Annotated in this window: 15 protein-coding genes; 5 read left to right on the top strand and 10 right to left on the bottom strand. The window is 50.9% G+C overall.

The window, feature by feature from the left end:
- Nucleotide 1: 1 nt before the first annotated feature.
- From urtB to V3O24_RS18355, 3 genes are all read right to left on the bottom strand, one after another.
- The gene (gene urtB, locus V3O24_RS18365) at nucleotides 2–1,594 is read right to left on the bottom strand and encodes an urea ABC transporter permease subunit UrtB (protein ID WP_331308368.1); all 1,593 of its coding nucleotides are present in this window, start codon (nucleotides 1,592–1,594) and stop codon (nucleotides 2–4) included.
- A gap of 235 nt (nucleotides 1,595–1,829) precedes the next feature.
- Nucleotides 1,830–3,128, bottom strand: coding sequence for an urea ABC transporter substrate-binding protein (gene urtA, locus V3O24_RS18360; RefSeq protein WP_331308302.1), 1,299 nt, complete (start codon nucleotides 3,126–3,128; stop codon nucleotides 1,830–1,832).
- A 131-nt stretch (nucleotides 3,129–3,259) separates the two neighbouring features.
- On the bottom strand, nucleotides 3,260–4,492 hold the full coding sequence (locus tag V3O24_RS18355; protein ID WP_331308301.1) for a hypothetical protein: 1,233 nt from the start codon (nucleotides 4,490–4,492) through the stop codon (nucleotides 3,260–3,262).
- A gap of 203 nt (nucleotides 4,493–4,695) precedes the next feature.
- Here V3O24_RS18355 and V3O24_RS18350 point away from each other — a divergent pair, with 203 nt between their 5' ends.
- From V3O24_RS18350 to V3O24_RS18335, 4 genes are all read left to right on the top strand, one after another.
- A complete protein-coding gene (locus V3O24_RS18350) occupies nucleotides 4,696–5,436 on the top strand; it encodes a hypothetical protein (protein WP_331308300.1) in 741 nt (246 codons plus the stop codon).
- An 801-nt stretch (nucleotides 5,437–6,237) separates the two neighbouring features.
- Nucleotides 6,238–9,291: a response regulator gene (locus V3O24_RS18345; protein ID WP_331308299.1), complete on the top strand. Its 3,054-nt coding sequence runs from the start codon at nucleotides 6,238–6,240 to the stop codon at nucleotides 9,289–9,291.
- Entirely contained in the window at nucleotides 9,281–10,216 is a 936-nt protein-coding gene (locus tag V3O24_RS18340; RefSeq protein WP_331308298.1) for a response regulator transcription factor, read from the top strand. The genes V3O24_RS18345 and V3O24_RS18340 overlap by 11 nt, the downstream gene beginning before the upstream one ends.
- A 126-nt stretch (nucleotides 10,217–10,342) precedes the next feature.
- Entirely contained in the window at nucleotides 10,343–12,730 is a 2,388-nt protein-coding gene (locus V3O24_RS18335; protein ID WP_331308297.1) for an ATP-binding protein, read from the top strand.
- A gap of 92 nt (nucleotides 12,731–12,822) precedes the next feature.
- Here V3O24_RS18335 and V3O24_RS18330 read toward each other — a convergent pair whose 3' ends face one another.
- Nucleotides 12,823–14,379: a virulence RhuM family protein gene (locus V3O24_RS18330; protein WP_219820737.1), complete on the bottom strand. Its 1,557-nt coding sequence runs from the start codon at nucleotides 14,377–14,379 to the stop codon at nucleotides 12,823–12,825.
- A gap of 125 nt (nucleotides 14,380–14,504) precedes the next feature.
- Between V3O24_RS18330 and V3O24_RS18325 the strand changes: the two genes are divergently transcribed.
- The gene (locus V3O24_RS18325) at nucleotides 14,505–15,365 is read left to right on the top strand and encodes a hypothetical protein (protein WP_331308296.1); all 861 of its coding nucleotides are present in this window, start codon (nucleotides 14,505–14,507) and stop codon (nucleotides 15,363–15,365) included.
- Nucleotides 15,366–15,679: 314 nt separating this feature from the next.
- Here V3O24_RS18325 and V3O24_RS18320 read toward each other — a convergent pair whose 3' ends face one another.
- The 6 genes from V3O24_RS18320 to V3O24_RS18295 form a co-directional block, all read right to left on the bottom strand.
- Entirely contained in the window at nucleotides 15,680–17,938 is a 2,259-nt protein-coding gene (locus V3O24_RS18320) for a TonB-dependent receptor (RefSeq protein ID WP_104422088.1), read from the bottom strand.
- Between the two features lie 505 nt (nucleotides 17,939–18,443).
- Nucleotides 18,444–19,034 (bottom strand): Uma2 family endonuclease, encoded by a 591-nt coding sequence (locus V3O24_RS18315; protein ID WP_331308295.1) that lies wholly within the window; start codon nucleotides 19,032–19,034, stop codon nucleotides 18,444–18,446.
- 245 nt (nucleotides 19,035–19,279) lie between these two features.
- Nucleotides 19,280–19,855, bottom strand: a complete 576-nt coding sequence (locus V3O24_RS18310) for an SPOR domain-containing protein (RefSeq protein ID WP_331308294.1) — start codon at nucleotides 19,853–19,855, stop codon at nucleotides 19,280–19,282.
- 1 nt (nucleotide 19,856) lies between these two features.
- Nucleotides 19,857–21,617: an arginine--tRNA ligase gene (gene argS / locus V3O24_RS18305; protein WP_331308293.1), complete on the bottom strand. Its 1,761-nt coding sequence runs from the start codon at nucleotides 21,615–21,617 to the stop codon at nucleotides 19,857–19,859.
- Nucleotides 21,618–21,892: 275 nt separating this feature from the next.
- Entirely contained in the window at nucleotides 21,893–22,288 is a 396-nt protein-coding gene (locus V3O24_RS18300) for a hypothetical protein (RefSeq protein WP_104422092.1), read from the bottom strand.
- 126 nt (nucleotides 22,289–22,414) lie between these two features.
- Nucleotides 22,415–24,940, bottom strand: a complete 2,526-nt coding sequence (locus V3O24_RS18295) for a phosphomannomutase/phosphoglucomutase (protein WP_331308292.1) — start codon at nucleotides 24,938–24,940, stop codon at nucleotides 22,415–22,417.

Raw genomic sequence — 24,940 nt, 5'->3', positions numbered from 1 at the left:
CTTAGCCCTCCACCGCTCGGCCCTGTTGCGGAAATAGTCCGCGCGGACGTTTTTGAATGAATAAAATGATGAACACCAACACCAGTATTTTCGCCAATACCGCGCCTGCGTAGGGTTCAAGCAATTTATTGGCGATACCCAACGAAAATCCCGCCACCAGCGTACCCCATAAATTGCCGACGCCGCCGAACACCACGACCATAAACGAATCGACGATATAAGCCTGTCCCAAGTTCGGGCCGACATTGGTGATCTGGCTTAACGCGACCCCGGCGACTCCGGCAATGCCCGAGCCCAAGCCGAAGGTCAAGGCATCGACCCGGCCGGTCGGAATGCCCATGGCCAAGGCCATCTTGCGGTTTTGGGCTACGGCGCGCACTTCCAGGCCCAGGCGGGTGCGTTTGAGGATTTGCAGCAACAACACGAACACCAGCAAGCAGAAAATCAATATGTATAGGCGGTTCCAGGTCAGCGACAAAAAGTCGTTGATTTGCAAGGTGCCGCTCATCCATTCCGGCGTCGCGACACTGCGGTTTAACGGCGAAAATATCGAGCGCACGGCCTGTTGCAGAACCAGGCTGACGCCGAAAGTCGCCAACAGCGTTTCCAGAGGGCGGCCGTATAAAAAGCGGATAATGCCGCGCTCGATAATAATCCCGGCCAGCGCCGAAATGATGAACGCCGCCGGAACCGCAATCGCCAACGACAGCCCCAAATGGTTAGGCATCAGTTGTTGGGTGACGTAGGTGGTATACGCGCCGAGCATCATCAGCTCGCCATGCGCCATGTTGATCACGCCCATCACGCCGAAAGTAATGGCCAGGCCGATCGCGGCCAAGACCAGCACCGCGCCGAGGCTTAAGCCGAAAAACAGGGTTTCGATAGCGGCATAGGCTTGCAGCTGTGAATTGATTTTTGACAACGCGGCTTCGGCCTGATTGCGCACATCGCTGTCCGCCTCCAGATAATGGCCGTCGCTATCTTTTTCGACCAGTCCGTTTAGCCGGTTAACCACATTCCGGCCGGCTTGGTCCTTCAATAAATCGATTGCGGCCAAGCGCACCCTTTTGTCGGGGCTGTTTAATTGTTCCAGGCCTAAAATAAGCTTGATCGCATTTTGTACGCGTTCGTCCTGTTCCATGATAAGTTGGCCGCGCAACAACGCCAAACTCTGGTCATCAATGGATTGACCCATTGCGCTGACGGCGGCGAGTCTTATCGCGGCATTGTCGTCATTCAGCTGCAAACGGCCGATTATTTTCCTCAATGAAGTTCGCAGGCTGTTATTAACGGTGATTTTTTGCGTGGCGGAGCGTTCCACCATGCCCAGATTTTCTCCGCTTTCGGCGTCGGTAAGCTTGTAGTCCGTTTCGACTTCTTCGCCGATGACCAGTTTCCCATCGGCCTTAAGATTGAATAATCGCCCGTCGAGCAGCGCTTGCAATACGGCAACGGCCTGCGGCTTTTCCACGGCGGCCAGTTGTTCGATAGCCTGCCCACGCTCCTGCATGGACCCGGCTTTAAGATTCGATAAAGCGGCTGAGAAGGCATCCTCGGCGGCATTTTCCTGACCGATACTCAAGGTTGGCGACATCAGGATAAATCCCAAGATTACCCGGCAACACCATCTGAAAGAATTCGGTTTCATAATACTCCATACTTTAAATAAACCTAAAAACCAAAGTTTGTCCACGAAAGACACGAAATAAATTAGCATGCTGTGTTACACCATTCATCGCTTTGAGCAATGATTTACAACTTTGTAAGTTTTTTAAATGTTTTCGTGCTTTTTGTGTTTTTCGTGGATCAAATGTTTTTTTAATTACCGATCAAAAATTCTGCCCGGAGCACTTCTTGGTTTTGGTGTTGTAATTGCCGCAACTGATAGGCGCTGTCCAGTCGGCGATAATCGGTTTGCTTTCCGGCAAGAAGTCGGACCAGGCATCGCCATCGACCAGCTTGTTGGTTTGCCAGACCGTCTGCAATTGGCCGTCGTCCTGGATTTCGCCGATTAAGACCGGTTTGCTGATGTGATGGTTAGGCAACATTTTCGAGGTGCCGCCGGTCAGGTTCGGAAACTCGACGCCGATAATCGCTTTTTGCACCGCGTCAGGATCGGTCGAGCCGGCTTTCTCGACCGCTTTGACCCACATGTTGAAACCGATGTAATGCGCTTCCATCGGGTCGTTGGTCACGCGTTTCGGGTTTTTGATAAAGTCATGCCATTGGCTGATAAACGCGGCGTTTTTAGTGGTATCGATGCTCATGAAATAGTTCCATGCGGCCAGATGCCCCACCAACGGCTTGGTGTCCATACCCGACAACTCTTCCTCGCCGACCGAAAAGGCGATGACCGGAATCTGTTCTGCGGAAATGCCCTGATTGCCTAGCTCCTTGTAGAACGGGATATTGGCGTCGCCGTTAATGGTTGAAACAACCGCCGTTTTCTTGCCGGCCGAACCGAATTTCTTGATGTCCGCGACAATACCCTGCCAATCGGAATGCCCAAACGGCGTGTAATTAATCATGATGTCCTTTTTGGCGACGCCTTTGGAGACAAGGTAGGCTTCAAGGATCTTGTTGGTGGTGCGCGGATAAACGTAGTCGGTGCCCGCCAGTACCCAACGTTTGACTTTTAAATCGTTCATCAAATAATCGACCGCCGGAATCGCCTGCTGGTTAGGCGCGGCGCCGGTATAAAACACATTCTTCGACGATTCTTCGCCTTCATACTGCACCGGGTAAAACAGCAGGCCGTTAAGCTCTTCTATGACCGGCAATACGGATTTTCTCGACACCGAAGTCCAGCAGCCGAAGATCGCGGCGACTTTATCCTTGGTCAGCAATTCGCGGGCTTTTTCCGCAAACAGAGGCCAGTTGGAAGCCGGATCGACGACCACCGCTTCGAGTTTTTTGCCGAGCAAACCGCCTTTTTTGTTCTGCTCGTCGATCAGCATCAGCATCGTGTCTTTCAGCGTGGTTTCGCTGATCGCCATGGTGCCGGACAATGAGTGCAGCACACCGACTTTAATCGTGTCTTCGGCGTGTGCAGCACCCGCCGCCAGGATTAATGCCGCTATCGCACCGGCGATACCGAGTAAGCGCAGTTTTGAAGATAATTTTTTCATATTAATAAATCTCAAATAGTTAAAGAAAGGTGGCCTAAAGGCTAAAATTCTGGGCCTTTCATCTTTTGCCTTTTCATCCATCAGCCAAAATCCGTGACATCTGTGTTCTATTTTCTAGCGGCTAAATAGATTTATATCTGCCACTGAAAGCCGAGTTTGACGGCATTGCTGTGTTCGCCTGTAGCCGTCGACGTGTAATTCAGGCCTTTGGTCATAAGATCGCCGTATTCCCAGCTCAAGGACGCGCGCGCGTTATGGCCGTCGATCACGTAGTTCACGCCGCCTTCGTAGGAATTACGGTTGGAACTGCCGCCAGGCAGGACGTTCACATAACGTAGATACGGCTGGACTTGGCCGATGCCGATTTTTTGCGGGAACAAGTACATGCCGCTGACGTCATAGGCGTTGCCTTCGAACATCGAAAAACCGCCGCCCGCATTGCGCGAGGCCTGGCTGTAGCCGTTGGAAATGCCGTAATTTTTGTATTCGCCGTTTACCGTCACCACGCCGCTGTTGGGCAGCACTTTTTCCATCAGCACGTCGACTGCGGTGCCTCGGAAGTCGCCATGATCCAAAGCGGTACCCGCGCCGTCTTCCTGATACTGGTTGGACACGGCGACGGTCAGGATGTCGCCGCCTTTGCCGTAGTAAGTGCCGGAGGTGTAATAGCCTGGATTCTTCTCGACATCCCAGAAGTTGTAGGCAAAGCGCTGGCTGTACAGAATATTGTCGTCAATATTCGCGCCGCCTCTTAAGCCGCGGAAAAAGCCGACGGCATATTGCAGGCGGCCGTCAAACGCCGCACCCCAAAAGGTCGCTCCGTCGTCACGGCCAAAAGAACCGGCCGAAGTGCCGTCCGACTTGATCGTCAAATTGTAATCGGCCGGCTCGAACGGCGTGCCGGAACTGAAAATATTGTATATCGCGCTGTAAAACGGACCGTTCATTTCCCGGCGTTCGGCAGGAACCAGCATGCGGCCTACCCAGAGGTTCGCCATCGGGACGTACTCAAACTTGCCGATCGCATCCAATACCCGCACTTCGCCGCCATTGCTACAGGTTTGGCAATCGGTATTGAACTCCACCTTCAAATATTTGTGGATTTGCCCGTTGAGGTACAGACGGATATTGTCCAGATTAAAGTCGTTGCTCCACTTGTTGCCGCCAGCGCCGGCACCGCTTTCGGCAGCCTGAAAGCTGGTGCGTAAACCCGCACCGATGCTGACCCATTTGGTGTCGTCAATTTTGAAAGTTGCGCCGGCTTGCGAAGCCGGGACATAGCCGACCGCCAACGTTAACAGGCTTAATGCCGGAAGAAGTTGCTTGCTTCGTATTCCGGCCGTTGTTTTTGTAGAATCACTCATGTCAGGTTCCCCAGAATTTAAAAGGTGATTTGATATTGCATCCGGGTTATCCGGATGCAGCCAGGAAGTTGGCTGGGATTCATTATTTTGCTCGGGGGAAATTTGCACAATGCGTCATCTGACTCATCAGTCAAATGACGTATATCCATCAACCGGCAACTCGTCTACAGTTGAGGAACCTGTCTCACACCATCCGGAGTCGCATGAATAAGCTGATACAAGGCCCTGTAGGGAGCCTGCTGTCCAAATCTATCGCAATGGCCTGGTTATTAAGCGCCTGCGCACCGGGCCTGGAAAAAAAGCCGATACAGCTCGACACCGCATCAATTAAGCGGATTGAATTCAAGATCGGTACGGTCAAGCAACCTTCGTTGAAATCGACATTGGCTGGGCGGGATGTGGCCGCCCGGATTGGCAACAATCTGGCCGGCTGGGGTTATCCGGTCGGGGCTAAAGACAATCAGGCTTTCAGCCATAGCTTAACCGCTGAAATCGGCTTGATTGAGCACAGCGAAACGCCGCCCGGATTTTCATTTTCTTCCGGGAATTCCGATCCGAGGGCCCTCGATTTTCAAAAAGCCAAAGTGCTGCCGATCGGCTGCGAGCTGGCCTCTATCGCACAGCCGACCCAGACGAGCTATCTGCATATGGACTTTGTTGCCGGCAATGCGGCCAGCGAAGCGCAGTTGGTCGATCACATCAGCACCGTCTGTTTTAATCTGTTGAGCGAGCTTAACTGGCCGGATAAAACGCAAAGCGAGCCGTCTTCAAGTTTTAAGCCAAGCTGGATACCGGAGGTGCGCATCGAAACCGTCACCAGACCGGAAGAAGCCGTCAAAGCCGATGAGCCGGGCGTGGAAAAGGAAAACGAAGGCCGTAAACAGATCATCATTCACAATCAGGGATCGCCGGTGATTTTAAAATTCGGCCATGAAAGGCTATAAGCGCCTGATATAAGCTGCTGACTTGTATGCAAGCCTGGAGTGCAGGCTCGACCTGGTGTGCAAGCAGAGCTTGCACACCAAAAAACCGGAAAACTTTAGCTCGATTACTTCTCGATTACTTATTGGGCGTAATTGAGGCTAACCGCACCACTTTAGTTCAATGCTTTTATAGATAGCTTGCTGTTTAGCGCATAGGCTTTGCTAACGAACTTTGGTGTAGTTATTGCTTAATCTAAAAGCCGCAGTTTTTAGATTCAAGAGGTAGTGATTGAACATAGGTAGTGAACAGGTTAAGTAATCGTTCAAAAGTCTTTTAACATTTTTTACTCACCACGAAGAGCACGAAGGACACGAAGTTGACTATTTTCTTCGTGATCTTCGTGATCTTCGTGTCCTTCGTGGTAAATAAGGAGACAAATGGTTTTTTTCATTTTGTTAAAAAACTTTTTAGCTATCTACTTATGGCTCACCTTATAAAAAACCATCGAGGAAACCAAGATCCGACAAAGTGTCTCAAAAATCCGCCGCGACTATAACGCCTGGGTCGCCAACGAAACGCTGGAAGACTATGCGCTGAGATTCGCACCGCGCACCTTCCGCAAATGGTCGGAATTCCAGGTCGCCAATACCGCGTTCGGCTCTACCTCATTCCTGGTTCTGGAAGCCATCGGCGGCTTCCTGTCGATCAATTACGGTTTTACCAATGCGTTTTGGGCTATTCTGGCGGTTGGTCTGATTATTTTTATCACCAGTTTCCCAATCAGCTATTACGCCGCCCGCTATAACATCGATATTGACCTGATGACCCGTAGCGCCGGTTTCGGTTATATCGGCTCGACGATAACCTCGTTGATTTACGCCTCGTTTACTTTCACGTTGTTTGCGCTCGAAGCATCGATCATGTCCTTGGCTATCGAGTTGTATTTCCACATCCCTATCGCCATCGCGCATATTATCAGCGCCGTTACCGTCATTCCTCTGGTGACTTTCGGAATCACCACGATCAGCCGCTTGCAGATGTGGACACAGCCGCTGTGGCTGGTGCTATTGATTGCACCCTATATTGCCGTGTTCATGCGCGAACCGGACTCGATGATGACGGTGCAAGCCTATTTTTGGATTGCGGCTAGCGGTCAGGGCTTTAACTGGCTGATGTTCGGCAGCGCGACCACCATCGCCTTTTCAATGGTGGCGCAAATCGGCGAGCAAGTCGATTTCCTGCGTTTTATGCCTGTGCTGACTGAAAAAAACCGAATGCGCTGGTGGCTGGCAACCATTACCGCGGGTCCGGGATGGATTTTGTTCGGCATGGCTAGGCAGCTGGGCGGAGCGTTGCTGGCTCATCTTGCTATTCGCCACGGCATAGCGCCGATCCATGCGCATGAGCCGACGCAAATGTATCTGGTGGCTTACGCCGACTTGTTCGGCAATACCGAATTAGCGTTAACGGTCACTACGTTGTTTGTGGTGATTTCCCAGATTAAAATCAATGTCACTAATGCTTATGCAGGCTCGCTGGCTTGGTCGAATTTTTTTTCGCGGCTGACTCACAGCCACCCCGGCCGGGTTGTGTGGCTGGTGTTTAATGTTTCCGTTGCCCTTTTACTGATGGAATTCGGGGTATTCGGCGCTTTGGAAAAAGTATTGGGACTATTCTCCAATATGTCGATAGCCTGGATCAGCGCGGTTGCGGCGGAATTACTGATCAACAAGCCTCTGGGCTTGAGCACTAAAGCCGTTGAGTTCAAACGCGCTTACCTGCCGGATCTCAACCCGGTCGGCACGCTGTCGACCTTATGTGCCTCGATAGTATCGATATTGGCTTATTTGGGCTTTTTCGGCGCGTTCGCGCAGGCCTTTTCAGCGTTTATCGCCTTGAGTCTGGCCTTTCTGCTGGTCCCGTGCATCGCTCTGCTATACGGCAGTCAGCGCTATCTTGCGCGCGACATCCACCTTAATAATCAGGCTCCGGTCAGTCGCTGCACTATTTGCGAAAATCATTTCGAACACGAAGATGTGGCGTATTGCCCGGTCTATGAGGGCAGTATTTGCTCGCTTTGCTGCACGCTGGACTCGCGTTGCATGGATGCCTGTAAACCGGGCGTGCGCCTGGACGACTATCTGCAAAGCTTTGCAGAATGCTGTTTGCCGGGTTGGATGAATCTGGGCGTCAGGCTGCGCCTGATACGCTTTAGCCTGTTGTTTTTGTTTCTGGCCGTTTTAACCAGCATATTTGTAGGCATTATTTACTATCAGGATTTATTGCTTGCCGAACACTACCTGCCGTCGTTCAATCTGTTGCTGGCGAATTTTGTTAAGGTTTACGCCTCATTGCTGGTCTTCATCGGTTTGTGTACCTGGTGGCTGATCCTGAACGACGAGAGCCGGCGCGTTGCGCATGAAGAAATCGCCAAGCAAACCCAGCGCCTGTTGATGGAAATCGATGAACATAAAAAGACCGACGCGAAATTGCAGCAAGCCACCAAAATGGCTGATCGCGCCAACAGTGCGAAAAGCCGTTTTCTCAGCAGCATGAGCCATGAAATACGCACGCCGTTAAACAGTATTGTCGGCTACGCGTATATTTTGCAGAAAGACCCGGCGATACCGGCGCACAGACGGCAGGCGGTGGATATTTTAAAGCGTAACGGCGATCATTTATCCGCGCTGATCGAGGACATTCTGGATATTGCCCGCATCGAAGCGCGTAAGTTCGAACTGCGCCAGGAGCCTATCGATTTTCCGGGATTTATTGAGCACCTGGTCAGTGTGTTTAAGCTGCAAGCCGAACAGAAAGGCCTGTCTTTTTACTGCCAGATTATCAACACTCTGCCGCAACGGGTCCGCGGCGACGAGAAGCGGGTCGGACAAATATTGATCAACCTGCTCGGCAATGCGGTCAAATTCACCGTGGCCGGCGAGGTTATCTTTCGTATCGGTTTCAGCTGCGGTGTAACGACGTTCCAGGTCGTTGATACCGGCCCCGGCATCCATAAAGATCAACTGCAAAATATTTTTCAGCCTTTTACCCAATTACCGAATGAGAATTTAGACGCCGGCAGCGGTTTGGGTCTAACCATTAGTAAGATTCTATGCGAAATCATGGGCGGCGAACTGGTTGTGGTCAGCGATCAGGGCAAAGGTTCCACCTTTACCGTCAGGCTGCTGCTCCCCAATCTGGGCAGCGAACAGCAATACATTCACGAAGAAGACATTATCGGTTATCAGGGCAAGCGCCAAAAAATCCTCATTGTCGATGATCAGCCGGATCATCGGCAGCTGATACTGTCTATTTTAGAGCCCTTAGGTTTCGTTTTGATTGAGGCCGGCGGCGGCGAAGAATGCCTGGATAAAGTCGAATATGATGCGCCGGATCTTGTTCTGCTGGATTTATCGATGCCCGGACTGGATGGCGCCGCAACCGCCCATCTCCTGCGCCAAAACGGCAATGCAACGCCGATTGTTGTGTTAAGCGCCAACGCTTATCCGGCCGATCGGCTCAATGCCGTTAATGCCGGTTGCAACGATTTTTTGGTCAAGCCGATACACGTCAGCGAATTACTCTACAAACTTAAACTGCATTTGGCGTTAAACTGGGTCTATCAGGATGATGAAACCGAACTGCAAATTTCCGACCAGTCGCCGTCACTAGACATTGTTCAGGAATTAACCGGCTATGTGCGAATCGGCGATTTACAGGGACTTAATCAATATTTGACCCGACTCATTCAGCACCATCCTGAATATAGCTATTTTGCGCAGAGGATGATGTCGCTGGCCGGCGAATTCGATCTACTTGAAATCAAGAAACTCTTGCATATTGCCAGTGAGGCGCTAAGCGGCAATGACCGGTAAATCTTCTCCTATTATCGGAATTGCCATGATTGTCGACGATACGCCCGGCAATCTGGCCTTGTTATCGGACACGCTCTCGGAAGCCGGTTACCGGGTGCTGGTTGCCACCGATGGCTTATCGGCGCTGGAACAAATCGCTTATCTGAAACCGGATATTATTTTGCTGGATATTATGATGCCGGGCATTGACGGCTTTGAAACCTGTAACCGGCTTAAATCCTCGCCGGAAACGGCCGATATTCCAGTATTATTTATGACCGCGTTAAGCGAACTGGACAACCTGTTACGCGGTTTCGATGAAGGCGCTGTCGATTATATTGTCAAACCGATTCGGCCCCCGGAAGTGCTGGCCAGAGTGGAAGTGCAGCTGACTCAGACCCGAAATCTGCGCCGCGTTGAAAATGCTTTAAACAACAGCCCTTTTTCCGCGTTGGCAATCGATTCAATTGGCAATATCACCTGGTTAACGCCCGGCGGCATCCGCTGGCTGGATGAGTTTCTGCAAAAACACGGATTAACGGGTAAGCATGACGTCGGTTCGCCGCTGCCCAAACCGCTGCTCGACTGGATTAACCGGCGCTCAGGGCTGATTGATAAATCCGAATCCTTTGAAAGTTATCGAGCCGGAGCCGGTTTTCTGGCAAAAATAATGCCGTGCCAAAGCGCCGGCGAATCTCTGCTGGTTTTAGAAAAGCATTCACACGAGTGGGATCTTGATTGGATAAGAAGCTCCCTGGGACTTACTGTGCGTGAAGCGGAAATACTGATGTGGATTTCCAGGGGTAAAACCAACAAGGACGTGGGTCTTATTCTGGGCAGCAGCCCGCGTACCATCAATAAGCATCTCGAACATATCTTTGAAAAATTTGGCGTGGCCACCCGCGCCGCGGCGGTTTCTATGGTGTTGCAGCGCCAGCAATTCTAAAGTTAAAGGCCATCATGTTTTTTTAGCATCGTGAGCGAGCCGCCGGGCTGTTTGGTTGATAGCGGACAATGCGCTAAAAAATGCTAGAATCACCGTTTTTGCGCAATCCGAGAACGTCTCTTGTCCATGCCTAATACCTTAAAGCTCCCCCTTGAATCACTGAAACTGAATGTCGATTTGGCGGGCTTTGAGTTCCCCACCGCGCCGAAGCTGCCCGAGACTATTTTAGGCCAGTCCAGAGCCCAATCGGCGCTTGAATTCGGCATCGCGATGAACAATCCCGGCTACAATGTTTTTGTGATGGGCGAGCCGGGATTGGGCCGCTTGTCGATGATTACCAACCATCTGCATACCCAGGCAAAAACGCTGCCCGCGCCGCCCTCCTATGCTTATGTCGATAATTTCGGCAATCCGAGAGAGCCGATGGCCGTTGAGTTGCCCGCCGAACACGGCCAGACGCTCAGCAAGGACATCGAAAAACTGATCGACAACCTGCTGGCGACCTTTCCCGCCGCGTTCGAAAGCCCGACTTACCAGCAGAAAAAGAGCGCTATCGAACGCCATTTTAACCAGTACTATAACAATGCGATCGATCTGGTCGATAAAAAGGCCCAAGCATTGGACATTGCATTGTTCAGGGAAAACGAATCGATTTCTTTTGCGCCTATCCGCGACAACAAGGCGCTGAATGAAGACCAATTCACCCAATTGCCGCTGACGGAACGGGAAGTCTTCCACAAGCGTGTCGAAGAACTGGAAGAATACCTCAGCGATGTCTTGCTGGAATTGCCCCAGTGGCGCAGAGCCATGGTTGAAAAAATCAAGCAACTGGATAACGACACCATCGATCTGGCGATAGAGCCGTTGTTTGCCGAACTGAACGACAGTTACCAGAATATCGATGATGTGATCACCTTCCTGGCGGAAATCAAAAAAAACCTCGGCAACACCATTGCCGATTACCTGATGCCCAGCCGGACGCCGGAGCCGCAGGACAACACCAGCAAGCGGCTGCTGCTGACCGAGCTGTACGCGCCCAACATCCTGGTCGATAACAAGCAGGAATGCGGCGCGCCGGTTATTTACGAACCGCACCCGATTTATCAAAACCTGTTCGGCCGCATCGAATACGTCAGCGACCAGGGTACGCTGGTCACCAATTATCGCCGGATTTGCGCCGGTTCATTGCATAAAGCCAACGGCGGTTACCTGATCCTCGACGCCGAAAAACTGCTGAATTATCCGTTCGTCTGGGAAGGCCTTAAACGCGCGCTGCAATCCGGCCGCATTGAAATCGAATCGCCTTATTCGGATCTGGGCATCAACACCATCACCCTGAAGCCGGAAGTCATCCCGCTGAACGTCAAGGTGATCCTGGTCGGCTCCAGGGATATTTATTATCTGCTGGAAGAGCTGGATGATGAATTTAACGAGATGTTCAAAATCCTCGCCGACTTTGACAATTACATCCCGCGTAACGACGAATCGATGCAGCGCTTCATCCTGCTGATGATCAAGCAGGCCGCGGATTCGGGTGCCAAGCCGTTGACGCGGGCGGCCATCGAATGCCTGATCGAGCACAGCTGCCGTCTTGCCGAAAACCAGCATCATTTTTCCGCCCGGATCAAAGACTCGCTGGAAATCATCGCCGAAGCCAACCTGTTTTGCAGGCCCGACGACCAGCCGGTTTGCGACCGCTCGCATATCGAACAGGCGCTGGCCGCAAGAGAGCATCGCAACGGCAGGCTGCCCGAGAACATCCTCGAAGAAATGCTGGTCGGCACCATCCTGATCGACACCGAGGGCGACGCGATAGGCAAAGTCAACGGCCTGACCGTGATGGAAGTCGGCGGCAGCAGCTTCGGCGCGCCGGTGCGCATCACCGCCAGCGTTTATCCCGGTTCCAGAGGCATCGTCGATGTCGAGCGGGAAGTCGAACTGGGCCAGGCCATTCACTCCAAAGGCGTGATGATCCTGACCGGCTATCTGGGACACACCTATGCCCAGCAATTTCCGTTGGCCGTATCGGCCAGCATCGCGATCGAACAATCCTACGGCTATATCGACGGCGACAGCGCCTCGCTGGCCGAGCTGTGCTGCCTTATTTCCGCGCTGACCCGGATACCGATCAAACAGACCTTCGCGGTGACCGGCTCGATCAACCAGTACGGCGAAGTGCAGGCGGTCGGCGGCGTTAACGAGAAAATAGAAGGCTTCTTCAGGCTGTGCCAGGCGCGCGGCCTTAACGGCCAGCACGCCGCCATTATCCCAGCCGCCAACAAGCGCAACCTGATGCTGAAACAGGAAGTAATCGATGCGGTGGCAAAGGGTCTGTTTGCGGTTTATGCGGTTTCCAGCGTCGATCAAACGCTGGAATTATTGACCGGGGAATCGGCTGGCGCGCTAGATAGCGAAGGTATGTATCCTGAAAACAGTATTAATTTTAAAGCCATCTCAAGGTTGAAGGAGATTTCAGATATGGCTACTGATGAGGATGATAAGGAGGAGGTTTAGCGTAATCCTCTGTATTATGTAGCAAGAGCATAAAAGATGAAAAAAATAAAGGCGTGGACCGAAATGCTCCTCACGCCTGAAGATAACAAAAATTAATCGGATAGCTTTTTGTTCGTTTTTATATTATCGATAACTTTATCGAAATCTGATTTGTATTCTCTGTCTTGAATTACTCTAAATTTTTCAAATTCTTTTAAGGCATGTCTATTGGCCTCTTCTCGACGCACTTTTCCATAATCAGAAAGCACATCATAGGCATTGAAATCCAAAAAACCATCTAACTTTTCTGTCCAGTCCTTCATTGATAATGGCTTATGCCTTCTAGCAAAATTCTCGGCCCAGTCTAAGTACATTGATACGAGTCTATTTAAATTATCAATTTCATCTTTTGATAAGTAGTTCTTACCGACAGTAACATCTAATTTAGTGATTTTTCCTTTTTTGCCTTCGTTCTTCCATGTTTGAACTCCCATATGAGGCTTTGTCGCATCGGCTCTCAATTTAATAAGTTCGGATGATGTATGACCATGAATTGCATAATGTAATTTATCTTGAACATGAGCATAAAACTGCTGTGTTATTGGTGAATCTTTGTCGTAGTCAATACTGCATTGCGCATATATGTCCGTTACTTTTTGATAAAATCGTCTTTCAGAGGCTCTGATTTCCCGGATCTTTTCAAGCAAATCATCAAAATAATCTTTGCCAAAAAGTTGATTTCCTTGTTTAAGTCTTTCATCATTCAAAACAAAGCCTTTAATCAAATAATCTTTCAAAACTGTTGTTGCCCATTTTCTGAACTGAGTTGCCCGAACAGAGTTTATCCTATAACCTACTGAAATTATTGCATCTAAGCTGTAAAAATTGGTGTCATAGTTTTTGTCATCTGATGCAGTTACTCGAATTTTTCGAGTAACTGCATCTTCATCTAATTCATTGGTTTCAAATATGTTTTTTAGATGATAAGTCACGGTATTTGATTCAACATCAAAAATTTCCCCCATCCCTTTTTGTGATGCCCATACTGTTTCATCGCCTATCAATACTTGAACCTTAATAGTGCCATCCTCTGCCGCATAAAATAAAAAAGGTGAGTCTTCCCTATAAACTTCATTTTCTAACTGAATGGCCTTTGATATTTCTTGCTTTGATACCGCCTTAGTTTCCATAGGAGTTTGATAGTCTTGTTCAATGGTTGGCTGCTCAATGAAATCTTGCGCAGAAAGATTAATTCCTCTGTCTAATGCCAACATTAATAGTTTTGGATGCCATCTTGCCGGAATAGATTCCGCCTTAACCCAATAGGCTACAGTGCTCTGACCTTTGCCAATCAATGCTGCCAATGCGGTTTGCCCGCCAAACATATCAACAATAGCTTTTACATTCATAAAATTCACCTTTTTATTTTGATAATCAAATTGTACTATCAGATATTTTGCTGTCAATATCAAATTTATTGTTATGTTTTTTGATACTGATAAGCCGGGTAACGCTGTAAAGCTGTAAGGCGGATTCGCGGCAGCAATCCGCCATGTCAGGATGATCGAACAGCCCTTTGCCCGGATTTTTCCAAACAGGGCAAGAACGATATGGCGGCTTATTTTTGATGTTACACGTTTTTGGCAGTATGCTACCGCGAAACCAGCCACGAACTTTATCCGCAAAAAACCCGATTGCTTACCCGCAACAAAGAATGGGGCAGATCCTGCCTTTTATACAACATTGGAATCAAACCCAATATTACCCACGCTGTCAAAAACTTAGGAATCATATTATGAAGACTCAATTTCGCTATGTGTTTGAACTGCTTGCATTGCTATGCCTGTTGTCCGGCGTTGCCCGGGCGGAGGATATGCCTGCAACGTGTACGCAGGATTGCCCGGCCCCCTTTGTTAAAAATGAGTTCTGGACGACCGAATACGGCCCTGCCGCGGCCAATATCACATTATCGCCGACCAACTTCCTGGCCTGCTCTTCCAGTGGATACGCACTTTGCTACTATTCCGGCCCGAATGCCGCGCCGGCAAGCAAAATCCCAAAAGAGACTTTACCCAGCTTACCCTGCACAGTGTCCAAAGATAACCCGAACGTTGCAGATTGCCGCTGCTATGCGGAGTCAGGGGATTCGTATGTTGATATTAATTCCATTATTAATACCGAAGCTTATGTCGAAACCGTTCGTGTCTGCGGCCTGAATGGCGAGAAATGCCGCAATATGGTTTCGGAAGCCGCCGGGAAGGCATTGGCGCTGCTCGGCAAGACTGTCCCCTATCTTCCGACAGCCCCGGTTTGCGGTTATTTGCAGGCAGGCGCGAATGGCGTAGCACCGATGGTGCCAAAAGCTGAATTACTCTCTACTTTCAGCTTTGCCAAGATAAAAAGCTATGGTAAAGATCAGACCAGTTGCGCCAGTTCTCCGGCCCCTTATGCGGGTTGTATGACAGCGCCTTGCACCTTTGAACGGGATCCCGACGGTAAGCCGACTGGATTCGCCAACTGCCAATGCCCGATCTATTCGGGGCCTTATCAGATTGGGCAAGCCGAGGCATCGTGCAACGCCGGCAGCGGCTATGTCTGGTCGGCGGCCTATGCTCCGCCGTCTAAGAGCGATACGGCCGCGAATGGGGGTAAATGACCGCCCATCGCTTTTTGACTTCATTGCCACACATCGGCAATCGCAACAACGCTAAGTAAGACGGGGTTTGTAACCCCGTCCGAATGTTATCGAATTGCCTCTGCCGCTCTAAGGAAGCGCTGATTTAATCCTTCGGCAAGCTCGGGATGAACGGTAGGTTTTTGATTCCGCTGATGGTTAGGCAAGGCTCTGTTCAGCGACGGCGGTCTACTGTTCAGGATTTTCGGGACACTGTCATTACAGTAAGTCGCCATCCCGGCAAGAATATGTCTCGCATTCTTTCCGGGATGGCGACAACAGTATTATCAAAGCCCTCAGATGTCGAAATCGACTTCAAACCCGCCATAGGCGAATATGGGCATCCCTGGACGGGGGCCATACGGCTGCCTGGAAACCAAATACTCTTCGTTGGATAGATTTTGTATGCCGCCAAGAATCTTTACGCCTTTGACGATTTTATAATATGCCGAGACATCGGCAATGACGTAATCGTCCGTTTTGCCGAAGCGCGAGTCGGCGGCACCCGCACCGTTTACTTGATACGCGGTGTTGTTAGCGCTGGCAAATGTTTCCCCGACATAATTGGCGGAAACTTCGACGCCATACCGGTCAAAATGCAATCCGCTGCCGAAACTGAGCGTATATTCGGGAATATACGGGATGCGGTTGCCTTTTGCGCCGTAACTGAAAATCGATTCGGCGTCCGTCGAAGTCGCGGCATTGAGCTGCTCGGTATCGGTGTATGTAAAGGATACGAAGTAAGGGTTGCGGAAACCCCAACCGAAAGCATTCCCGGCGTCGAAGTTCATCGCCAATTCGACGCCTCGGCTGTCAACCATGCCGAAGTTTTCGCTTTGTCCGGTTCCTGCACCGCCGATATTGTTGACCACCAGTAAGTTCTCAAACTGGGTATAGAAACCGGTGAGCTCCGCTGAAAAAGCGCCATGTGTATAACGCCCGCCCAGCTCGTAAGCGTTGCTGGTTTCTTCTTCCAGCTTGTCAATCACGGAGTTTTGCGGGCTTGGCGGCGAGAATCCGCGATGCGCGCTGGTGAACATCATGAAATCGTCGTTAAAGCGGTAATCCAGACTGGCGCCCCCGGCATATAAGTCCAGTGAGCTGGAACCGTTGGTATTCGGCGCTTTGTTGTTTATATACGTTTGATTCAGATGTTCGTAGCGGATACCCGGCGTAAAACCCCATTTGCCCAATTCGATACGGTCTTTCAGGAAGAAGGCATAGGCATTGGTAAGCCCTGAGCGGTCATCCTGGCTGCCCGGCGCGCCAACGGTGCTCCCGGAAATAGTGCCGCTCGACGTCTGGTTGTAGGTGGTGTCGTGTTGAAACCGGGTTTCCTGGTCTTCGTGGTAACGGAAACCGCCGTTCAACTCATGATGCGTAGCGCCTAAGTCAACACGGTAAGTCGCTGCGGTTTCAACCCCGCCCAGATAATAACTGCGGTTGTTGTCCCGGACACGCAGGGTACACGCACGATCGCCCTTAAGGCAGGCAAGGCCGTTGCCCCCGTTAGCTCCGGCCAGTGCTGAGGCCAGAGTTCCGCTGATCCCAGTGCCGCTAATGCTGTCCAGTTTGCTCCAGTTACGGTCGAACTCGCTATAGTACGCGGTTGTAACAATATCCAGGTTATCGGTCGGCGAAATGAAATAACGGGCAAAGCCGCCCAAACGGTTGGAATCGATGTTGTCGAAACGCGTTGAAGAGTAGCGCCGGTATGGATCGCTTCTAAAATCCGCTTCACTCGTGCCTAAGTAGGTTTCATCGGCATCCATGCTGGAATAGCCGAACTTGACTTCCATTTTTTGGTATAAATCGGTATTAGGCTCCCAGGATAAGCGCGCCATAGGCTCAACCTGCTGGAAGCCGGTTTGGTCGCCGTTATGGAAATCGGCGGTTTGATCAATGGTCTTGAATCCGTCTGAATCCCGATAAAAGCCTTCCACCAAATAACCGAAACGCCCGTGCTTGGTTTCCAGCGTGTTACCGACATAACCGTGGCTTCTGACTTCGTTATAACTGCCGTAGATCGTCTTGAGATAGGCTTTGCCGGTGTTGGGAATTGCGGTCGACAAATAATTGAGCACGCCGCCTGTGATATGCGGGCCGTAACCGATTTGGCTTGAACCTTTTAAGACTTCGACGCCGCTCATGCGCCCGCCGGCCGGGTTGTAATAAGCGGCGGGCGCCGAATAGGGCGCAGGCGCGGTCAATACGCCGTCTTCCATGACTGTGATTTTGGCGCTACGCGTCGTATCGACGCCGCGGAAGCTGATATTAGGGAATAAGCCAAAACCGTCTTCCTCACGGATATTGACGCCGGGGGCGCGTCGCAATATGCGGTTAATATCGCTGTAACTTTGCTCACGTATCTGTTCGGTAGTAATAACCTGCGCAGACGCCGGCATGTCTTTTACCTCCGCAGGACTGCCAACGATGCTGACTGTACCCAAGGTTTTGATTTCAGTGGGTTTGTCCGCGCTTTCTGCGCCGGATGCAAAACTACCGGTGATAACGGCCAGTGATAACGGCACAAAGAGTCGATTTGTTCGTAACATACAATTTTCCTTTGCTAGACGGTTCGAACAGAGCTGTATTGAAGCAAAAAGCCCAAATAAACCTCAGAATAAGTGAGTCAATATCTTACCCAACCAGCAAATGATAATCAATGTTATTCGTAATTCAGGATGCGATCGTACCTGCTTGACATGAACCTAAAAACCGCAGTTACGCATTGTAAATGAGCGGAGGTAAGCCTCTGCTTCGATAATGATCTTTTGAACATGGTCGAAAGTTCCTTACACTCCAACTGCAACTTTTGGATTATTAAAGGTGAGGCCATAGTCTATTGATGGCAGGCTGGATATGCGGAACCGCATAATAGAGGAACACTCAGGATCTTGCGTTATACACTTCTCTCGGAACAAGGTTTAGGGATTCCCTATTTCGCAACGTTTTGCCTAGTCTTTTCTTCGTATCTTCGTGGCGAATCAACCCGTCTTTGTTCTGAATGGGCGGTTAATCCGGGCGCATCGCGCGCTTTTTCACTTTGCCCGACGATCGTCAATAATCAACCGGCAATCGCGTAACCAATTCATCCCAGCGGATCACAATATCCGGCAACACGCCGACTTGGGTTTCGCCATTTAATTCATAGAGTTCGGGCTTTCCGTATTCATCGCCGATCAGCCGGTAAACGGTCAGCACCCGATCAACCGGGTGAATCAGCCAATATTCTTTTACGCCATGGCGTTCGTAAAGATTGCGTTTTCTTATTTGATCGTGACCGGCCGTGGACGGAGACAGCACTTCCACGATCCAGTCCGGCGCGCCGCGCACACCGCGTCGGTCCAGTTTTCCGCTGTCGCAGACCACCAATACATCCGGCTGCACGACGGTATCGATGCTTTCGTCCGCTTCATTCTGTTTCGGCAGACGGACGTCGACCGGCGCAATGAAAGCGCGGCAAGGTTTTCCGGTTAAAATGTTTGCCGCTTGGCGATAAATTTCTCCCGCCACATCCTGATGCGCCAAGTCGGGAGCCGGAGACATCGCATAGGCGCTGCCATCGATCAGCTCATAGCGCATATCGTCAGGCCAAGTCAGGTAATCGCCGTAGCAATGGTGTTGAGTATCCTTTAATGCTAAACCCATATCAATTCCCCCCCCGTGTATTTTATTGATTGAAAAAAGCATAGCACAGCGCATAGGCTCCGAATACTATTTTGGGGCTTTGATAGGTTTGCCGTCCCTTCAGGGCGTGAGCAGAAAGGAGTCAGGCAGAACAATCCTGCCGGGCGAAACGTAGAGGGGGAGGAGTATGTAACGGCCGCCTTGCATGAATTTGAAATGGCGATTGTTAACGTCTTCGTGGTGATGTGCTGTTCTTTCTAAGCGCTTTAGCGGCTGGTTTCCATGACGATCACGTCAATACCGTTTTCCCTTAATCTGGCGCGAATGGCGCTGACGCTGGTCATTTGGGCATAAGGCCCCATTTTGACTCGATTCCAAACCACATTGCCGACTTTGGCTTTCTCGACTTTGGATTCAATCCCCATCAACGCCAGCTTGGCTCTTAAGCTGTCGGCATCTTTAAAGTCTTTAAACGAACCGGCCTGTAAAATATAACTGGCGGTTTTTGCCTGCCCTACCCGCTCTTCCCTGGCGCGCGTATTAATTTCGTAATCCGGCACGATGACTTCTTTTTCAGGCAGGATGGTGTAAAAATCAAACTGCGGCAACACCGGCCCCTCAGGCTTTTTCTCCGGCTTGGGCGCTTCGCTTTTTGCCGCTTCCGGCGCTGCCGCTACATCCGGCTGCGGGGATGTTTGCTTCGATCCGATATTGCTTAAATAAACCAAGAAGACTACAAACGAAATTATCAATGCCGTAATCAGCATCCAGCGCCACAGACTAAGGCTTTCCGACTTTTGTCTGTGATTGTGCTTCGCTCTGTGTTTGTAGTCTTTAGCCATGTTACATTGCTTCAGGTGTGTTGATATTCAGCAAGTTCAAGCCGTTCGCCAATACCTGTTTTACCGCGCAAATCAGGTTGAGCCTTGCGTTGCGCACCTTTGCGTCATCAACAAGGAATTGATGCGCATTGTAGTAAGTATGGAACTCGGTCGCCAATTCGCGCAGGTATTGAATCAGCTGATGCGGCTCGTATTGCAACGCGGCGCGTTCCAGGGTTTCGGGGTAGCGCGCCAGCGTTCCCAGCAGGTTGGTTTCGTGTTCCTCGGCCAATAGCGTCAGGTTGGCCATGCCCAGCAGCAAGTCGCGCTCCAGGTTTTTCTCATCCAGTTGACGCAACACGCTGCATACCCTGGCATAGGCGTACTGCACATAAAACACCGGGTTCTCGTTGGATCTGGAGGTCGCCAGTTTCAGGTCGAAATCCATATGCTGTTCCGACCGGCGCATCACGTAAAAGAAACGCGCCGCATCTTTGCCGACTTCATTGCGCAATTGCCGCAAGGTCACGAATTCGCCGGAGCGGGTCGACATTTGCACTTTTTCTTCGCCGCGATACAGCGAGGCAAACTGGACCAACAGCACTTTCAACTTGGATTCATCGGCGCCCAAGGCCTGAATCGCGGCCCTGACCCTGGGAATATAGCCATGATGATCGGCTCCCCAGATGTTGATGATGCGATCGAAACCGCGATCCAGCTTGTTCATGTGGTAGGCAATATCGGACGCGAAATAGGTGGATTGGCCGTTATCGCGAACCACGACCCGGTCTTTTTCGTCGCCCAACTTGGCGCAGGCAAACCAGGTCGCGCCATCCTGTTCGTAAAGATGGCCGGCGGCGCGTAAGCGCCCCAGCGCTTGTTCCACCGAGCCGTCATCCATCAGCTGGCGTTCCGAAAACCATTCCTGATAATCGACGCCGAACTCGCTCAAGTCCAATTTTATATCTTCCAGGATGTTGTTCAGGCCTATTTGAAAAAAGTCCTGGTATAGCGATGCGCCCAGCAAGGTTTTGGCGCGGGCGATCAACGCATCGATATGTTGTTCCTTGTCGCCGCCCGCAGGTTCATCGGCCGGGATGTCTTCAAATACCAGCTCTACAGGTCTGCGATATTCGTTACTGGCGTTTTTATGAATGTCCCAGGCAATTTCGCGAACATATTCGCCCCGGTAGCCGTTGCTGGGGAAATTCACCACTTCGCCGCATTCCTCGAGGTATCTGAGCCAGATGCTGGTGGCGAGTATGTCCATCTGCCGGCCGGCGTCATTGACATAATATTCGCGGTGCACGTCAAAACCGACCGCCTGCAATAAATCGGCAACGACAGAACCGTAGGCGGCTCCACGGCCATGTCCGACATGCAAGGGACCGGTAGGATTGGCCGACACAAACTCAACCTGGACTCTTTTGCCCTCGCCGACTTGACTCAAGCCGAACTCACGGCCTTCATCGTGGATTTGCCGGATAATTTGAAATTGGGCCGTAGGATCGATAAAGAAGTTGATGAAGCCGGGACCCGCCAACTCAACTTTAATAATTGCCGCATCTTGCGGCAATGCGACCATCAGTTTCTCAGCCAGCTGGCGCGGATTGGTCTTGGCCGGTTTCGCCAGTATTAATGCCAGATTAGAAGCAAAATCGCCGTGTTGCGGATCACGGGTACGGTCTATAGTAATATTCGGGGTAATGTCCTGTGCGAGAACACCGTCAGATTTAAGTGTTTCAACGGCTTGCAGGATAAGTTCCTCTATCTTTTTTTTCATTGCTTCACTGCGTAGGTTAGATCAAGTAAATAGGTGTGCATTATCCATTAAAATCATTCGATTATCCATCCAAACAACATCAATGCCCGGCGGCAGGCGCCATCCTGGGCTCAAAGCGTTTTTTGTCTGGTGAAAAAGCGGGCGGGGGGAGACGGCGACTGCATGGGCAGATATTCGCTCCTGCAATATCTGCATTCAGTACATCCTTGTGGATTATGCAGGAGCGGTTGCCGAGACTTAAGGGTTATACTTAAGTCTCGGCGACAGGGGAGAGCTTACTTTTTGTTAAAGTACATGTAAGTGCCGTACTTATTGTCTTTAAGCACCATAGTCGAATCGGTTTTTTCGACTAACGAATAAACATCGAATTTACCCGCCCGACCCAATATGCTGACCTTTAAATTACCGTCTTCGACAATATAGTCGACGGCAGGCGCATCATAAGGGTTGCCTCTGACCTGAGGAATATCTTTTTGGATCAGTTGGCTGTTATCAAATACCCAGGTCATGCCCATCAACTTTTTCTCGGTATCTTCCGGCGATTTTTTTGTATATTCCAGAAACCAGCTGCCGAGGATATCTTTATTAGACGTCAGGGCATCGGCAAATGCAGACGCGCTAAACAGGCCAAACAACAAGGATAAAGCAAGTAATAGTTTTATTTTTTTCATTATTTTTTCCTGGGTTAAAAAACTGGAACTATAAACAACTAGATAGCGCGGCTATTGTACAAGAAAGCGGGTTAAATAGTATTTAACTTTATAGGGTTTATCCGGCGATACGCTTTTACAGGTTTGTTAAAAAGGCAATGCAATATCGGGCTTGATTTTTTTCATCAGCTGCCTGAATTGCTCCTGAATGCTGAGCATGGCGGCTTCCGAATCGGCCTCAAAACGGATAACCAGCGACGGCGTGGTGTTGGATGCCCGCACCAGTCCCCAGCCGTGCGAAAAATCGACGCGCATTCCGTCTATATCGGTGATTTTACCGCCGGTAAAATTGGCGGCCTTAAGCAGGCTGTCCATAAAGCTGAAGTTTTCGCCCTCTTCCAGCGCGACATTCAGTTCCGGGGTGTTGATGCTGTCGGGAAAATCGGCGAAAACCTCGGCGCTGCTGCGCGTGTCTTTGGACAGTATTTCGATCAAACGCGCAGCCGAATACAAGGCATCGTCAAAACCGAACCAGCGATCGTTAAAGAAAATATGCCCGCTCATTTCACCGGCCAACCTGGCGCCGGTTTCCTTGAGCTTTGCCTTCATCAATGAATGCCCGGTTTTCCACATCGTCGGCCTGCCGCCGAATTTTACAATCTGATCGGCCAGATGGCGGCTGCATTTCACATCGTAAATGACTTCCGATCCGGGTTTTCCGGCCAACACATCCTTCGCAAACAGCATCATCTGCCGATCCGGCCAGATGATTTTGCCGCTTGAATCGACCACGCCCAAACGGTCGCCGTCGCCGTCAAAAGCGATGCCGATGTCGGCCTTGTAATGTTTGACCGTTGCAATCAATTCGCTGAGGTTCTTGGGGTTGCTGGGATCGGGATGATGATTCGGGAAAGTGCCGTTGATGTCGCAGAACAGCTCCACCACTTGACAGCCCAGGGTTTTGAGCAGCTTCGGCCCCAGTTCGCCGGCGACGCCGTTGCCGCAGTCCAGCACCACGGACAAGGGTCTGGCGATATGTATATCCTTGGAAATAATGCCGATGTATTCATTGCCGTATTGGCTGTTCCGCTCGATGCCGCCGGATTTGCCTGTTGCATAGGCCCGGTTGTCAATGCAGGTTTTAAGCTCTCGGATGCTTTCCTCGGCCAGCGTTTCGCCGTTGATGACCATCTTCAGGCCGTTGTAATCGGCAGGGTTATGGCTGCCGGTAATCATCACGCCGGAACGCCCTTCGGTGTGTTGTGCGACAAAATAAAGCACCGGCGTAGGCACCATGCCTATATCCAGCACATTGAGCCCGGTTGCAATAATACCTTTGGCCAGGGCTTCCGCCAGGACAGGGCTGGACGTTCTGCCATCGCGGCCGACCACGACTGTTTTAACGCCCTGCGTTTTAGCCTGGGTACCCAGCGCACGGCCGATGTCGTAAACCACTTCTTTGGTCAGCGTCTTGCCGACGATGCCGCGGATGTCATAAGCCCGAAAAATAGTACCTGAGTCAGCTGTTTTTTTTTTGGAAAGCGGCATGTCGAAGAAATCCGGCACGGTTTTTTCAGCGATTTCCGGTTTTCCGGTTTCGACAGCCGGATTGCGGTCTTTGTCTTGCTCCGCCTCTCCCGGCCATGAGGTCGTACCGCCTGCGGTCTTGAGATCGTCAAAGTCGTCGAAAAAACCGCTCATTTCAACATCCACAGGATTTTTATCCCCGGCTATATCGTCATCCTGATGATCCATAACCCGTTTAAACTGCGCCAGAGTTGAAACAACCGCATTCATTTCAGCCAACTTAAGCGGGTAAGTTGGCTGTAGCTTATGGGTCATCATGTCCTTACAGGCTTTCAACAGGCTGCCCAGATCTTGCGTCAGCAGATCCGAAAGCTTCCGCCATCCGATGAAAAAAGCCAGCAGCGCCAGCAAGGCGCAAAGCGCGATGATGCCGGCAATGAGCATCGGTTCCGTGGAAACTGCGCTGTCGGCATATTGGTAGTGCAGCTCCCAACCGGTGCCCGCTACCTTGATTTGCGCATCATCGTTCGGTTCCGCACTGGCAGGCTCGCCGGCCGCACCCAACACCAGCGCCGCCTGTCTCAATTCAAGATGTCCGTCCTTTAACCCGGCCGCCTGCACGGTCTTGCTGATAAAGCCGTAATTCAAGCTGGCCAGAATAACGCCGACCACCCGATCGTTTTGGACAATCCTGCGCGTTATCGCCAGATGCCGGTCAGGCCCGCTGTCGCCTTGTATAGCAGGCAGCTGATTTTTGGTAAAAGTCTCCCGCACCATGTCCAGATCGGCATAACCCATTTTCGGCGCGCTTTTGTCGTCAAGCTCGGTGACGCCGGGCAGCAACAGCCTGATCTTCAGGACCTCGGGCAAATGTTTTTCAAGCTTTGCGGCCACCTGCGGCATCAGCGCCGTGTCGGCGCTGGTAACCGCAGCCAACACTTCGGGGTCCTGCGCCATTTTTTCCAGCGTATTGGTTAGCAGATTGACCTGTGCGGTTATGCTTGATGCGACACTGTTTGCAACAGCCAATGTTGCATTCTGCTTGGCCTGCGTGATTTGAGTCGTGCCGACCCAGTAAACGCCGGCACCGGCCGCCAGAATCATTAAAACTGCAATCGCCGCCAGTAAAGAAAATAGTCGTGCCAT

This window comes from Methylobacter sp. Wu8 (genome assembly GCF_036440755.1).
GTDB lineage: Bacteria > Pseudomonadota > Gammaproteobacteria > Methylococcales > Methylomonadaceae > Methylobacter_A > Methylobacter_A tundripaludum_A.
The sequence above is the reverse complement of the archived record's forward strand: the minus strand, read 5'-3'. Positions and strand labels throughout refer to the sequence as shown.

Excerpts from the sequence above, each read along its gene's own strand:
- urtB (WP_331308368.1), bottom strand. The coding sequence starts at position 1,594 with ATGTCGCCAACCTTGAGTATCGGTCAGGAAAATGCCGCCGAGGATGCC.
- urtA (WP_331308302.1), bottom strand. The coding sequence starts at position 3,128 with ATGAAAAAATTATCTTCAAAACTGCGCTTACTCGGTATCGCCGGTGCG.
- V3O24_RS18355 (WP_331308301.1), bottom strand. The coding sequence starts at position 4,492 with ATGAGTGATTCTACAAAAACAACGGCCGGAATACGAAGCAAGCAACTT.
- V3O24_RS18350 (WP_331308300.1), top strand. The coding sequence starts at position 4,696 with ATGAATAAGCTGATACAAGGCCCTGTAGGGAGCCTGCTGTCCAAATCT.
- V3O24_RS18345 (WP_331308299.1), top strand. The coding sequence starts at position 6,238 with ATGACCCGTAGCGCCGGTTTCGGTTATATCGGCTCGACGATAACCTCG.
- V3O24_RS18340 (WP_331308298.1), top strand. The coding sequence starts at position 9,281 with ATGACCGGTAAATCTTCTCCTATTATCGGAATTGCCATGATTGTCGAC.
- V3O24_RS18335 (WP_331308297.1), top strand. The coding sequence starts at position 10,343 with ATGCCTAATACCTTAAAGCTCCCCCTTGAATCACTGAAACTGAATGTC.
- V3O24_RS18325 (WP_331308296.1), top strand. The coding sequence starts at position 14,505 with ATGAAGACTCAATTTCGCTATGTGTTTGAACTGCTTGCATTGCTATGC.
- V3O24_RS18320 (WP_104422088.1), bottom strand. The coding sequence starts at position 17,938 with ATGTTACGAACAAATCGACTCTTTGTGCCGTTATCACTGGCCGTTATC.
- V3O24_RS18315 (WP_331308295.1), bottom strand. The coding sequence starts at position 19,034 with ATGGGTTTAGCATTAAAGGATACTCAACACCATTGCTACGGCGATTAC.
- V3O24_RS18310 (WP_331308294.1), bottom strand. The coding sequence starts at position 19,855 with ATGGCTAAAGACTACAAACACAGAGCGAAGCACAATCACAGACAAAAG.
- argS (WP_331308293.1), bottom strand. The coding sequence starts at position 21,617 with ATGAAAAAAAAGATAGAGGAACTTATCCTGCAAGCCGTTGAAACACTT.
- V3O24_RS18300 (WP_104422092.1), bottom strand. The coding sequence starts at position 22,288 with ATGAAAAAAATAAAACTATTACTTGCTTTATCCTTGTTGTTTGGCCTG.
- V3O24_RS18295 (WP_331308292.1), bottom strand. The coding sequence starts at position 24,940 with ATGGCACGACTATTTTCTTTACTGGCGGCGATTGCAGTTTTAATGATT.